The 12,314-nt window shown below is 35.8% G+C and carries 13 protein-coding genes; 10 read left to right on the forward strand and 3 right to left on the reverse strand.

Annotation, left to right across the window (positions count from 1 at the left end; all coding sequences use genetic code 11):
- Positions 1-235: 235 nt before the first annotated feature.
- The 3 genes from KW2_RS09960 to KW2_RS09970 all read left to right on the forward strand — a co-directional run bounded on the left by KW2_RS09960 (position 236) and on the right by KW2_RS09970 (position 3,104).
- Positions 236-775 (forward strand): PadR family transcriptional regulator, encoded by a 540-nt coding sequence (locus KW2_RS09960; protein ID WP_011676997.1) that lies wholly within the window; start codon positions 236-238, stop codon positions 773-775.
- A gap of 167 nt (positions 776-942) precedes the next feature.
- Positions 943-2,421 carry a glycosyl hydrolase family 18 protein gene (locus KW2_RS09965; protein ID WP_021037859.1) on the forward strand — a complete coding sequence of 493 codons (1,479 nt, stop codon included), beginning with the start codon at positions 943-945 and terminating at the stop codon, positions 2,419-2,421.
- Positions 2,422-2,441: 20 nt separating this feature from the next.
- On the forward strand, positions 2,442-3,104 hold the full coding sequence (locus KW2_RS09970) for a lytic polysaccharide monooxygenase auxiliary activity family 9 protein (protein ID WP_011676999.1): 663 nt from the start codon (positions 2,442-2,444) through the stop codon (positions 3,102-3,104).
- Between the two features lie 42 nt (positions 3,105-3,146).
- On the opposite strand, the gene KW2_RS09975 is transcribed toward KW2_RS09970, so the two are convergent.
- Together KW2_RS09975 and KW2_RS09980 are read right to left on the reverse strand one after the other, a co-directional pair.
- Entirely contained in the window at positions 3,147-4,439 is a 1,293-nt protein-coding gene (locus tag KW2_RS09975) for an adenylosuccinate synthase (protein ID WP_011677000.1), read from the reverse strand.
- Between the two features lie 365 nt (positions 4,440-4,804).
- Positions 4,805-5,416, reverse strand: coding sequence for a CadD family cadmium resistance transporter (locus KW2_RS09980; RefSeq protein ID WP_011835896.1), 612 nt, complete (start codon positions 5,414-5,416; stop codon positions 4,805-4,807).
- Between the two features lie 164 nt (positions 5,417-5,580).
- On the opposite strand from KW2_RS09980, the gene hslO reads away from it, so the two are divergent.
- The 7 genes from hslO (at position 5,581) to KW2_RS10015 (ending at position 11,315) form a co-directional block, all read left to right on the forward strand.
- The gene (gene hslO / locus KW2_RS09985) at positions 5,581-6,447 is read left to right on the forward strand and encodes an Hsp33 family molecular chaperone HslO (RefSeq protein ID WP_021037860.1); all 867 of its coding nucleotides are present in this window, start codon (positions 5,581-5,583) and stop codon (positions 6,445-6,447) included.
- Positions 6,448-6,501: 54 nt separating this feature from the next.
- Positions 6,502-7,023, forward strand: coding sequence for a dihydrofolate reductase family protein (locus KW2_RS09990; RefSeq protein WP_011835898.1), 522 nt, complete (start codon positions 6,502-6,504; stop codon positions 7,021-7,023).
- A gap of 158 nt (positions 7,024-7,181) precedes the next feature.
- Positions 7,182-8,636, forward strand: a complete 1,455-nt coding sequence (locus KW2_RS12175) for a DUF805 domain-containing protein (RefSeq protein WP_021037861.1) — start codon at positions 7,182-7,184, stop codon at positions 8,634-8,636.
- A 9-nt stretch (positions 8,637-8,645) separates the two neighbouring features.
- The gene (locus tag KW2_RS10000) at positions 8,646-9,218 is read left to right on the forward strand and encodes a hypothetical protein (RefSeq protein ID WP_021037862.1); all 573 of its coding nucleotides are present in this window, start codon (positions 8,646-8,648) and stop codon (positions 9,216-9,218) included.
- A gap of 43 nt (positions 9,219-9,261) precedes the next feature.
- On the forward strand, positions 9,262-9,654 hold the full coding sequence (locus KW2_RS10005) for a hypothetical protein (RefSeq protein ID WP_011835901.1): 393 nt from the start codon (positions 9,262-9,264) through the stop codon (positions 9,652-9,654).
- A gap of 111 nt (positions 9,655-9,765) precedes the next feature.
- The gene (gene dusB / locus KW2_RS10010) at positions 9,766-10,770 is read left to right on the forward strand and encodes a tRNA dihydrouridine synthase DusB (protein ID WP_011677013.1); all 1,005 of its coding nucleotides are present in this window, start codon (positions 9,766-9,768) and stop codon (positions 10,768-10,770) included.
- 314 nt (positions 10,771-11,084) lie between these two features.
- Positions 11,085-11,315, forward strand: coding sequence for a hypothetical protein (locus KW2_RS10015; protein WP_004254795.1), 231 nt, complete (start codon positions 11,085-11,087; stop codon positions 11,313-11,315).
- Between the two features lie 39 nt (positions 11,316-11,354).
- Here the strand turns inward: KW2_RS10015 and KW2_RS10020 are convergent, their stop codons facing one another.
- Positions 11,355-12,239 (reverse strand): YitT family protein, encoded by an 885-nt coding sequence (locus tag KW2_RS10020; RefSeq protein ID WP_011835903.1) that lies wholly within the window; start codon positions 12,237-12,239, stop codon positions 11,355-11,357.
- Positions 12,240-12,314 lie beyond the last annotated feature (75 nt).

A 12,314-nucleotide genomic window follows, 5' to 3' on the forward strand; every position in this document is an offset into this window, starting at 1 on the left:
TTATTCCTCAGAACTCAACTATAAAAGGTATCGAAATGTTCGATACCTTTTTTCCAAACTCTCCATTCTATAGAATACCTAGTCTTATATTAAAATATGTTTACTACTTTAGGTTCCTTTAAATTTCGTTATTTATAATGGATTGGAACGTTTTTTAAAAATGAAGTTTAAATTCTACGTCAAAAATTTACAATTTACCATTTTTTGTGTATCATGGAAATAAAGGAGAAAAAATATGAGCCATAGAGATAAATTATCTTATATTATATTGGGACTTTTAAAGACAGAACCCTTAAGCGGTTACGACCTTAAAAAAAAGTTTGAAAGTGAAGTGGGGGAATTTTGGCAAGCCAATACAGGGCAAATTTATCCTTCATTGAGAGTATTATTAAATGATCAGGCTGTAACTTTTGACGTCCATATCGTAGGTGAAAAGTTAGAGAAAAAAACTTATCAAATTACTCCAAAGGGAATCCAACTTTTCAATGAGTGGTTGAAACATCCCGTTGATCGTTACCCAATCCAAAAGGACGAGTTTATGCTCCGTCTTTATTTCCTTGATGATAAAAATGAAGAAAACCTCCTTAAATTAATCGAGGAAGAAAGCATCGTCCATCAGAAAAAATTGGACTATCTCATTAGACGCCAAAAAAATCTTTTTGGTGAGTCTGAGGAAAATAAAAAGAGCGGTCATTATCTTGTTTTAGATTTTGCTATTAAAAGAGAAACCTTCAAAAAAGAATGGTTAGACTCATTGCTTAAAGATTTGAAATAAAAAAAACACTAATATTTTCAAAATATTAGTGTTTTTTATTTCTCGTAAATAAATCTTTTTACGAACCTTTTTATTTTAAGTTAAGGAAAAAAATTGTTAGAATGAAGTTAGCGCTTACAGAACAAGATTCCGGAATCTTTAAAATCACTACAATTTAGGAGATATTTATGATTTCAGTGAAAAAACGAAAAAACATTAAAGTTTTTTTGATAACAGCGTCTATAGGAATTGTTGCGTTAGGAGGGCAGCGAGTCTTAGCAGATGCAGCGAGTGAAATGGTCAATCCAAAAGATAAAGTACTTGTAGGTTATTGGCACAATTGGAAATCCACAGGAAAAGATGGTTATAAAGGAGGTAGTTCTGCTGACTTCAATCTTTCAAATACACAAGAAGGATATAATGTAATTAATGTTTCCTTTATGAAGACACCTGAAGGACAAACACTTCCCACATTTAAGCCTTACAACAAAACTGATGCTGAATTCAGAGCCGAAGTTTCAAAATTAAATGCTGAAGGTAAGAGCGTCTTAATCGCTTTAGGAGGAGCTGATGCTCATATTGAATTAAAGAAAAGTCAAGAAACTGATTTTGTTAATGAAATCATTCGTCTTGTAGATACTTACGGCTTTGATGGATTAGATATTGATTTAGAACAGGCTGCAATCGAAGCAGCAGATAATCAAACTGTTATCCCTTCTGCTTTAAAAACAGTTAAAGACCATTATCGAAAAGATGGTAAAAACTTTATGATTACGATGGCTCCCGAATTTCCTTACTTAACAAGTTCAGGAAAATATGCTCCATATATCAACAATTTAGATTCATACTATGATTTCATCAATCCTCAATACTATAATCAAGGAGGGGATGGTTTTTGGGATAGTGATTTAAATATGTGGATTTCTCAATCAAATGACGAAAAAAAGGAAGACTTTCTGTATGGTTTAACTAAACGTCTCGTAACAGGAACGGATGGGTTTATTAAAATTCCAGCTAGTAAATTCGTCATTGGCCTCCCATCTAATAATGACGCTGCCGCAACAGGTTATGTGAAAGACCCTAATGCCGTTAAAAATGCTTTGAATCGTTTAAAAACTTCTGGTAATGAAATAAAAGGTTTGATGACTTGGTCGGTAAATTGGGACGCTGGAAGCAATTCAAATGGTGAAAAATATAATAATACTTTTGTAAATACTTACGCCCCCATGCTCTTTAACAATCAACCGATTGAAGATACTGAAAAGCCAACCTTACCAACAATTTCCATTAATAATGTGACTGCTTCAACTGCCACGATTCAAGGAAAATCTACAGATAATGTTCGCATTGATTACTATGAAATTAAGATTGGTACCCAATCTTTTAAAAGCACTTCTGGCTTACAAAACGTGACTGGACTATCCCCAAAAACTGAATACAATGTCGAAGTTGTAGCAGTTGACCCTTCAGGTAATCGTTCTGATACTGCAAAGGCCACATTTATAACTCATGATACATCAGAGGAAAATAATATTTGGCAAAAAGATAAAATTTATGTTCAAGGGGATCGTGTTACTTTTAATGGAGTAGATTATGAAGCAAAATGGTGGAATACTGGTCAACAGCCTGATCAATCAGGAGATTTTGGTCCATGGAAAAAACTCTAAAATAGAAAAGGATAAAATTTATGAAAAAACTACTTACTGGTTTATTAGTTACTGCTGGTCTACTCAGCGTCTCACTTTTCATTAAAACAGATTCTGTTTCTGCTCACGGATATGTTCAATCTCCACCAGCCAGAGGCTACCAAGGACAATTAGATTATCAAAATTTAGGGTGGACTGATGCTTTTAATATCTATGGAAATGTTATTAGTAATCCACAATCTTTAGAAGCACCAAAAGGCTTCCCAGAGTCTGGCCCCGCTGATGGTCGAATTGCTTCTGCAAATGGAGGTTTGGGGCAAATAGGCGACTTTGTTCTAGACAACCAAACTAGTTCACGCTGGAAAAAAACATCTATTAGTACCGGTTCTAACATTTTCACTTGGAAATATACTGCCCCTCATAAAACAACGAAGTGGCACTATTATATGACCAAGACAGGTTGGGATCAAAATGCACCCTTAAAACGTTCAGAATTGGAACTTATAGGAACAATCAACCACGATGGTTCTCCTGCAACGAACAATCTCTCACATACAATCAATATTCCAAATGATCGTTCAGGTTACCACATCGTTTTGGCCGTCTGGGATGTTGCTGACACTTCTAATGCCTTTTACAATGTAATTGATGTCAACGTCAATAATAAAAATTCTAGTCCACAAGTCTTTGGACCCTTCTTGTAAACAAAAAAAGTCAGAGCATGCTCTGACTTTTTTATTTTGACTTTATACGCCCCAAACTGATTCTAAAACGTTAGTTTGTTCACGACCAGGTCCTACAGAGAAAGTTGAGATACGTACACCAACTAATTCGCCAACACGACGAACATAGTTGCGAGCAGCTTCTGGTAATTCTTCCAAAGTACGGCATGAAGTAATGTCTTCTGACCAACCCGGTAATTCTTCATAAATTGGCTTACAATCTGCCAATTCCTTAAGTGAGGCTGGATAGTGGGTAATTTGTTCACCATTGCTACGTTCGTAAGCCACACAGATTTTTACTGTTTCAAGACCTGAAAGAACGTCAATTGAGTTCAAACTAAGATTTGTTAAACCTGAAACACGTTTTGCGTGACGCATTACGACTGAATCAAACCAACCAACACGACGTGGGCGTCCAGTTGTTGTTCCATATTCATGTCCAACTTCACGAATTTGATGTCCCACTTCATCAAAAAGCTCTGTTGGGAATGGACCGTCACCTACACGTGAAGTATAGGCTTTACATACACCAACAACTTTTGAAATTTTTGATGGACCAACACCAGAACCGATTGTTACCCCACCTGCTACTGGATTTGATGAAGTGACAAATGGATAAGTTCCTTGGTCAATATCAAGCATGACCCCTTGTGCCCCTTCAAAAAGGACACGTTTCCCTGCATCAAGGGCATCGTTCAAGATAACTGAAGTATCTGTAACGTATTTTTTAAGTTGTTGACCATACTCATAGTATTCTTCAAAAATTTCTTCAAATTCAAGAGGTTCTGAATCATACATTTTTACAAATTCACGGTTTTTAACTTCGAGGTTTGTACGTAAACGTTCCTCGAAGATTTCTTTGTCAAGTAAGTCTGCAATACGAATTCCGACACGAGCCGCTTTATCCATATAGGCTGGACCAATCCCTTTAATGGTTGTCCCAATCTTTTTATCACCTTTAGCTTCTTCTTGAAGGAAGTCTAATTTTTTATGATATGGCAAGATAACGTGTGCACGGTCAGAAATACGTAAACTGTTTGCAGAAACTCCATTTTCAGCTAGATAAGCGATTTCTTCAATCAGAGATTTTGGGTTAACAACGACACCATTTCCGATAACGGAAATTTTTTCAGGAAAGAAAATCCCTGATGGAATGAGGTGAAGTTTGAACTTTTTGCCGTCGATGACGATGGTATGACCTGCATTGTCTCCCCCTTGATAACGGGCAATAACTTCTGCGTTTGAGCTTAGGAAATCTGTAATTTTACCTTTTCCTTCATCTCCCCATTGCGTTCCGACAACTACTACTGATGGCATAATATTCTCCTTAAGATGTGAGCCCGACTGCTTAGCTTCCTAGAAAATTAGGAAAGATGGTGGTTCTGCCTGAGGCAGGTTCCCATTTTTATCTATTTTCGTAGAAGTTAGGAGAGCGAACTCAATTTCATTTTAAAATATTTTGCACGCTCCAAGTTCGCTTGGCTGGCATTTCTAAAAATTTTCTTCGACTTTTTGACTTATTTTATCAGAATAAAAGTTGAATATTTTTCTGAAAGCTCCTATCGCACTATTTTTTATTTTATCAAAAAACACCAAGATTTGCATTGAAAATCCTGATGTTTTTGATTAAAATGAAATTATCGTTCGGAAATAATGAACTTTTTGTTTAATCAATAGATTTCTTAAAAAAGGCTGATGATTTTAGAGAGCGTTCCACTTTCTATCAAAACCATGATTCCAAGTACGATATAAACAAAAGCCAAAATCCAACGACTATATTTTTCTAAAATTTCATGGAGATGTGGGATTTTAGAAATTGTCTTTCCAAGTAGTCCTAGAATTAAAATATTTAAAATAAAAATGAAGATTGACAATATCAAATTACTTGGCGAAAGTGTCATGAAAAATGGAGTAAATAAAGCAATATTATCAGCACCGCAACTTGCAAAAGAAATAATAATAACAGTTCCTAGTAAACTTTTATTTTTTCTCTTTTGTAGTAACTCATCTAATTCTTCATCGTCGTCATCATCTCCCCAAAACAAGTACTTAATCCCCAGTCCCAAGGGAATTAACCCAAGCAAGCCCAAAATCCACTCTTCTGGAACGAGCTTTAAAATGACAGCAAAGAACAAACTAACTACTACAAGGGCCGTTGAACCAATAATTTGACCCAGAGTAATCGATAAATGACTTTTCTTATCAAATCGCACATATAAAATAGCTAATAGTATCAGTAAGTCTAAAGCCGTTGCCCAATAGATAATCGTAGAATTGATGATAATTGAAAACATAGTAACCTCTTCTAACCTCTTAAAGCTAATGAGGAGCAAGCTTTTATTCATTTTACTAAATAAATGTCTAATATAAAAATATTTAAGTTTGCTATTAAAAACTTCTTATTAAAATTAATTAGATTCTATTGCGGTCGATAGATAGGGCATGTTATAATAATGATATGGATAAAATTATCAAATCAATCTCAAAAAATGGGCATTTCAGAGCTTTTGCTTTAGATTCAACCCTAACTGTGCGAGAAGCACAAGAACGGCATCAAACTTGGCCTACTTCTACTGTTGCTTTAGGACGTACCCTAATTGCTGCCCAAATCCTGGGGGCTAATGAAAAAGGAGAAACTAAAATCACCGTAAAGGTTTTAGGTGATGGCGCAATGGGCCCAATTATTGCTGTTGCTGACAGCAAAGGTCATGTCAAAGGCTATGTGAAAAATCGGGAACTCGACTATAAAAAAGCCTCTACTGGCGAAGTTTTAGTTGCTCCTTTCGTTGGCAATGGCTTTTTAGTTGTTGTCAAAGATATGGGGCTCAAACAGCCTTATAGTGGTCAAGTAGATTTAATTACTGGTGAAATTGGCGAAGACTTAGCTTGGTACTTCTTAAGTTCTGAACAAACTCCTTCTTCTGTTGGGGTCAATGTCTTGCTTAATGAAGACTCTGATACTGTTAAAATCGCTGGTGGATTTATGCTACAAGCCCTTCCTGATGCCACCGATGAAGAAATCACTGAAATCGAACACAATATCAAAAGTATGCCTTCCATTGCAACAATGTTGACCAGTGACGAACCATTAAAAACGATGTTGGATAATATTTATGGTGATATGGAATACAAAAATCTTGGCGAATTTCCTTTGGCATTCAAATGCGATTGCAGTAAGGAGCGTTTCCTTGAGGGCATCAAATCTTTGGGAAGACAACCAATTGAAGAAATGATTGCTGAAGATCATGGAGCTGAAATTATTTGTCAATTCTGTGAAAATAAATATGAGTATTCCGAAGAAGAATTAAAAGCACTAATTAACTAATATAATAATTTATTTTACTGATAAAACTTCTGTCAGTAAATAGGACTGAGAAAAATGACTGTAAAACTTTTTATTGCTTCTACATTAGACGGCTATATTGCCACCAAAGAAGAAAGTCTCCAATGGCTTTTTGATGTTGAGGGTGAGGGAGATAACGGCTATGATGCTTTTTATAGTGGTATTGATACAATCATTATGGGGAAAAAGACTTATGATTGGTTAGAAAAAGAGCAAGCCGGTCAGTGGCCTTATACTGACAAAACTTCTTATATTTTAACTCATCAAGAAATCTCCGCTACTGACAACATCATTTTTATTGACAAAGAAAAACTGACAGAGCTGTCAGTAAATTTTGCGGATAATGACAAAAACATCTGGGTTGTTGGCGGCGGGGAGGTCATCAAACTTTTTCTTGAAAATCATTGGGTCGATGAATTACAAGTTACCATTGCCCCAGTTTTACTAGGAGATGGAGTCCCACTTTTTCCGTCAGGAAATTATGAAGAGAAACTTCAACTGATTGATACTAGAACTTACGGGCAATTTGTTGAATTACATTATTTAGTAAAAAAATAAATACTGACGATTTGTCAGTATTTTTTTGTTGATAAAAGTTACTGACAAAAATAAAGAAGTTAATTTTTAACTAAAACAGTTAATTTTTCGGCATTTGTAGCCATAAAATAGGGCATGATTCTTTAAAATTAACTACTTTGTATTAAAACAAAAACACTATGGTAACGCTTACGATAGAAGAGTATAATAAAACTAAAATAACTAAATATGGAGGTTTCTTATGCTCGCTGCTTACCAAAACTTTTGGCGCCAGTCCTTTGATTTCAAAAAATCGCTCGAGTCGGTCAGCCTATTGGTGGGTCTTTTTGATTAATCTCATCATTTATCTTGTTCTTATGACGACATTTTTATTTTCGTCAGGATTTTCAGAAGCTTTGACGGCCGATGTTGACCATTTTTCAGCAGTCACTTGGCTTGCGCTTATTTTGCTCTTCGTCTGGGGACTTGCCTCGATTGTTCCAATGTCGGCGCTCGCTATGCGTCGAATTCGTGATACAGGTTTGAGTCCATTTTTATGGCTTGTTTTCCCTGTCAGTATTATTCTCGGCGAATTCACACAAATTTGTGCGATGATTATTTCAGGTGTACTAGCCATTGTCTATCTAATATTCACACTTTTACCAAGTAAAGCTGATAAAATCAAGCCCAATTCGCAGGTAAAAGGCTCACTTATTGTAACGATTGGCTTGCTTGTCTTGATTATTTTTAGTGTTGGACATTTGCCAGCAAAGGCGGAACAGATTGTTCAATCTCAAATGACAACTAAAATAACAGTCAAAACGACTATGAGAGAAGAACTTAAATTTCCTACTACTCTATCAGCTGCTGATAAGCAAAGTTTGATAGAAATCTACACGACTCCCAGTGGTAATGAAGAAGGTTGGAGGCTTTTTTCTGACCAGTCATATATTTATAGAGATGTTACTCCTGAAAATGAGCCTGTAGTAATAGATGGAAAAACCCATACTACCAACGATGACGGAATTGTTGATACAAAGGCAAACGCATCATTGAATAAAGGAAAAATAGTCGTTGATACTCCAAAATATGACATCTCACTAGAAACTTCAATTGACGGAAAATCAACTAATGATACTACCGTTCCAATAGCAAAGAACTCTTCTAAGACCATCGAAATCAATAAAGTTGTAAGTATTGATAAATATTTAGATGAATTAAATAAAGTTGGTGACCCTACAACATCTGGAAGTGTCGCTCAAAGCAATATGTCTATGGCTACACCAAATATAGAAACCTTGTCATTTTCCGTAAATTCCCCTATAACTGCCAACACATCTGCAAAGTTTACACTTTTAGCAGGTATAAGAATTGGTGTAGGCAAACCTGTCACTTGTAACAGAATTAATGGTTTTCTTGGAAATCAACTATACTATGACAAACTCCAACAACCAGTAGAAGCCTTGAGAAATTTTTTTGCAAGCGATTGTGATTTTGCTATCGCAAAAAGCAATGCCTGTTTTGCTGACTATGGAGCTGTAAAAAATAGATATTGTGCGTGGGGTCCAGGAATACCCTCATATAAAAATGGTCAGTGTAGTAAACTCATTCATCATTCCACTCGCTTTCATAAACACACGAGTTATTATAAGTGAGGTCACGACATGAAAAAGAAAAAAATTGTCATCAGGCTTCTCATTCTCCTTCCGATTTTGCTTGTCGTTCTTCTGTTTACTTGGCATAATGCCCCTTGGCAAAAATCGACTGATTTGAGTCATGTGACTTTAGCAAATCTTAAAATTAACGCACCAGAAGATACAATCAAGCAAGAACATAAAGAACTCCTCCCCAACACAGAATACGGTATTATCGGACTCAATCTCATTCCCACACATGGCGCCTTTAAGACCTGGTGGTACAAAGGAATGTCGGATAGCGATAGCCAATCTTTCAATGCTATCAGCTACCAAAAGAAAGTTGCTGCTATTTCCGTAACGAATGGATACCTCGTTCAATATCTAACCCTAAATGGCGAAAATTTTAATGGAAAAAGCATTTCTGAGTTGAGCGCGGTCTTTGGTAAGCATTATATTATTCGTGGGGCGGAGCAATCTACAACTTATCTCCAATATATTGACAGAGTTCATCATTTGAATCTTACTTTTCAGTTGGGCGATTCCAAAAAAGTCTATGGAATTGTACTTTATAACGATAAAGTTGTTTCATTTACTCCTTGAATAATTGATTTTTAAATTACAAAAAATTTAAGCAGGTGGTCAAATGATCGAAACTTCTGTATTTTTAATTGTCAGCATTATTTTGGCACTTTTGTGCTGGGTTGTCACATTTATTTCTCATGAAAACCTAAGCCACTTTTTCGTCATTTATCTACGGATTATTGGCGGTTTCAATTTCGTTGGCGCCATTTACTTGTTTGGACCATTTTCTAATGATGAAAATATTTGGAACAATTCTTTTTTAAGTTTCTGGGCAGAATTAACAGGAATTTTCGCTATGTATTCTCCAACTATCCTTTTCATAAGCGCCATCTACCTCTTAATCACTCAATGGAAAAACTATAAAAAAGTTTACTTTTTGGGCATAATTTTCATTGCTCTTGTCAGTTTGCTTTTCAATCTGCTCGCTTTCAATAACTTTGACAAATCAATGTAAGTTTTAATCCAGTAGTATAAGTTCAATAAATTTACTGACAGAGTTCTCGTCAGTAAATTTTCTAATCCTTAAGACCTTGTGAAATCTCAAAAAATTGCTATAATATTCTTTATGACTATGGACAAAATTTACAACGAATCGTGGAAAATTGGCGATATCGAAATAAAAAATAAAATTGTACTGGCACCAATGGCTGGAATTACAAATAAAGCTTTTCTGACTACTGCCAAAGAATTCGGAGCTGGACTTGTTGTAACCGAGATGATTTCTGATAAAGGAATCGAACATCGCAACAAGAAAACTTTGGAAATGATGGATTTTGAAGGCGTTCCACATCCGCTATCGATGCAAATTTTTGGTGGTGAAGTGGATACTTTAGTTGAAGCTGCTAAATTTGTTGAAGCAAATACAGTTGCTGATATTATTGATATCAACATGGGCTGCCCAGTACCTAAAGTAACAAAAAATGAAGCAGGTTCTCGACTTTTGCTTGACCCTGATAAAGTTTACGATGTGGTTAGCGCAGTCAGTAAAGCCATTTCAAGACCATTGACAGTAAAAATCCGAATCGGTTGGGACGATGACCACCTTTTTGCCGTTGAAAATGCTAAAGCAATTGAAGCGGGTGGTGGAGCAGCAGTTTCCATGCACGCACGCACTAAAGCTCAAGCCTACACAGGAAATGCCCAAGAAAACTGGCACTGGCTCAAAAAATTGACTGACAATGTCAATATTCCAGTCATCGGAAATGGTGATGTCAAGACTCCAGAAGATGCTAAACGTATGATTGATGAAACAGGAGTGACTGCAGTCATGATGGGACGTGCTGCTCTTGGAAATCCGTGGATTCTCCATCGTACAGAACACTACTTGCGTACAGGGGAACTTCTTGCTGAACCTACGGTTGCTGAAAAGATGGAAATTGCAAAATTACATTTGGCCCGTCTCGTCGAATTAAAAGGGGACAATCTTGCTAGCCGAGAATTCCGTCAGCATGCAGCTTACTATCTTAAAGGAGCTTCTCGTGCAGCAAAAGTAAAAGTTGCAGTCAATCAAGCTGAATCACAAGCAGAAATTATCACGATTCTTGATAATTTTGTAAGTGGAATTAAATAAATAAAAAGAAATCTGGATATTTCCAGATTTTTTCTTATCATTCTCACAGTCACTCATCTGAAAAATGATAATATACAGACTCTAATTTCGATGTGAAATAGCTGATCTTTTCTACTTTCTCAGTGAAAAAATTCGTCATCATCCCATTAAATCATAATTGTTAACATCTGGTCTTTAAAAATAAATTTAACTTTTTATCAGGTCGTAATCTTTGAAAGACCCAAAAGTCGAAACGTTGTTTTGACTCGCAGCCTGTGTTATAATAGGAATAGATAAATAGTCACACAATTCCAAAAATAGAAAGGGTTTTCTATATGCGTACAACAAAAGCCACTGAAGAAATCGAAAAAGCTATTATTCACCTGAAGAAAGCCAAAAGAGAAATTAGTAACTATACTTTTGAATACAATGTTCAAAACTTAATTCAATTAGACAAGACAATTAAACAGTTGGAAAATATCAAAACTGGAATCAATGCAGATAGTTTTTCTGTTGAAGGAGTAAAATCTACAGGTGAAATCGAAGGTGCACGTCTTTCAAGATAATTTCTTTCACTGATAAAAATAAAAAATAGCTCTTTTGAGCTATTTTTTTCCTTTTTTAGCCACTTTATAGCGACTGCGTGGATAAGTGAAGTCACCAATGACTTCATGAACATTTATAATGGATGTGAAAGCATTCGGGTCAAGAATAGACAAAATTTGTTTGACTTCTTGTATTTCCCCGGGATTTAAAACCACATAGAGAATTTCTTTTGAATTTCCAGAATAGGCTCCTTCACCATGTAAGTAAGTCGCGCTACGACCAATCTCTTCAATAATTGCTTTGGCAATTTCGGCATGATTGTTCGTGATAATTAACATTCCTCTAACAGTATAACCACCCGATTGAACCACATTAATTACTTGAGCTGCTACAAAACTTGCAATCAAAGTGTACATCATGTGACGTAAATCAATATAACTTAATGATAACAGCATCACACAAGCATCAAATATGAAGAAAGTTCGTCCAACAGCAACCCCAGCTTTTATTTGTAAAAGCTTGGCAATGATGTCGGCTCCACCAGTCGTTCCTCCAAATCGAAAAACTAAACCAATCCCTGTTCCGGCAAAAACACCGGCTAATAAAGCAGCAATTAAATAATCATGACCGACATTGATTGTTACTGGAATCCGTTGGAAAATCCACATCCAAATTGAGAGACTCACGATACCCCAAATCGTATAGACAAAAGTTCGTCGTCCAAGAAAGCGATAGCCAAGAATTAAAAGTGGAATATTTAAGATAAGCTGAGTATATGACGGGTCAATATGCAACAAAGCATAACCAATCAATGAAAGCCCAGCGACTCCACCTTCAGCCAAGTGGTTCCCCATGTTGAACTCAACAAAACCAAAGGCATAGATTGCTGTCCCAATTGTAACAGCAAGAAGTTGCAAAAAATGCACCTTAGATAATTTTTTCATAATATCCCTCAAAAATTTCGATGAAATATCCTTGCCAAAGGCAAGGACGTTTAAATCTATTGTAGTTTAAATTTA

Origin of the sequence: Lactococcus cremoris subsp. cremoris KW2 (genome assembly GCF_000468955.1) — a bacterium.
Taxonomy (GTDB): domain Bacteria; phylum Bacillota; class Bacilli; order Lactobacillales; family Streptococcaceae; genus Lactococcus; species Lactococcus cremoris.

Bases quoted from the DNA above. Each gene is read 5' to 3' on its own strand.
- KW2_RS09960 (WP_011676997.1), top strand. From the start codon at position 236: ATGAGCCATAGAGATAAATTATCTTATATTATATTGGGACTTTTAAAG.
- KW2_RS09965 (WP_021037859.1), top strand. From the start codon at position 943: ATGATTTCAGTGAAAAAACGAAAAAACATTAAAGTTTTTTTGATAACA.
- KW2_RS09970 (WP_011676999.1), top strand. From the start codon at position 2,442: ATGAAAAAACTACTTACTGGTTTATTAGTTACTGCTGGTCTACTCAGC.
- KW2_RS09975 (WP_011677000.1), bottom strand. From the start codon at position 4,439: ATGCCATCAGTAGTAGTTGTCGGAACGCAATGGGGAGATGAAGGAAAA.
- KW2_RS09980 (WP_011835896.1), bottom strand. From the start codon at position 5,416: ATGTTTTCAATTATCATCAATTCTACGATTATCTATTGGGCAACGGCT.
- hslO (WP_021037860.1), top strand. From the start codon at position 5,581: ATGGATAAAATTATCAAATCAATCTCAAAAAATGGGCATTTCAGAGCT.
- KW2_RS09990 (WP_011835898.1), top strand. From the start codon at position 6,502: ATGACTGTAAAACTTTTTATTGCTTCTACATTAGACGGCTATATTGCC.
- KW2_RS12175 (WP_021037861.1), top strand. From the start codon at position 7,182: ATGGTAACGCTTACGATAGAAGAGTATAATAAAACTAAAATAACTAAA.
- KW2_RS10000 (WP_021037862.1), top strand. From the start codon at position 8,646: ATGAAAAAGAAAAAAATTGTCATCAGGCTTCTCATTCTCCTTCCGATT.
- KW2_RS10005 (WP_011835901.1), top strand. From the start codon at position 9,262: ATGATCGAAACTTCTGTATTTTTAATTGTCAGCATTATTTTGGCACTT.
- dusB (WP_011677013.1), top strand. From the start codon at position 9,766: ATGACTATGGACAAAATTTACAACGAATCGTGGAAAATTGGCGATATC.
- KW2_RS10015 (WP_004254795.1), top strand. From the start codon at position 11,085: ATGCGTACAACAAAAGCCACTGAAGAAATCGAAAAAGCTATTATTCAC.
- KW2_RS10020 (WP_011835903.1), bottom strand. From the start codon at position 12,239: ATGAAAAAATTATCTAAGGTGCATTTTTTGCAACTTCTTGCTGTTACA.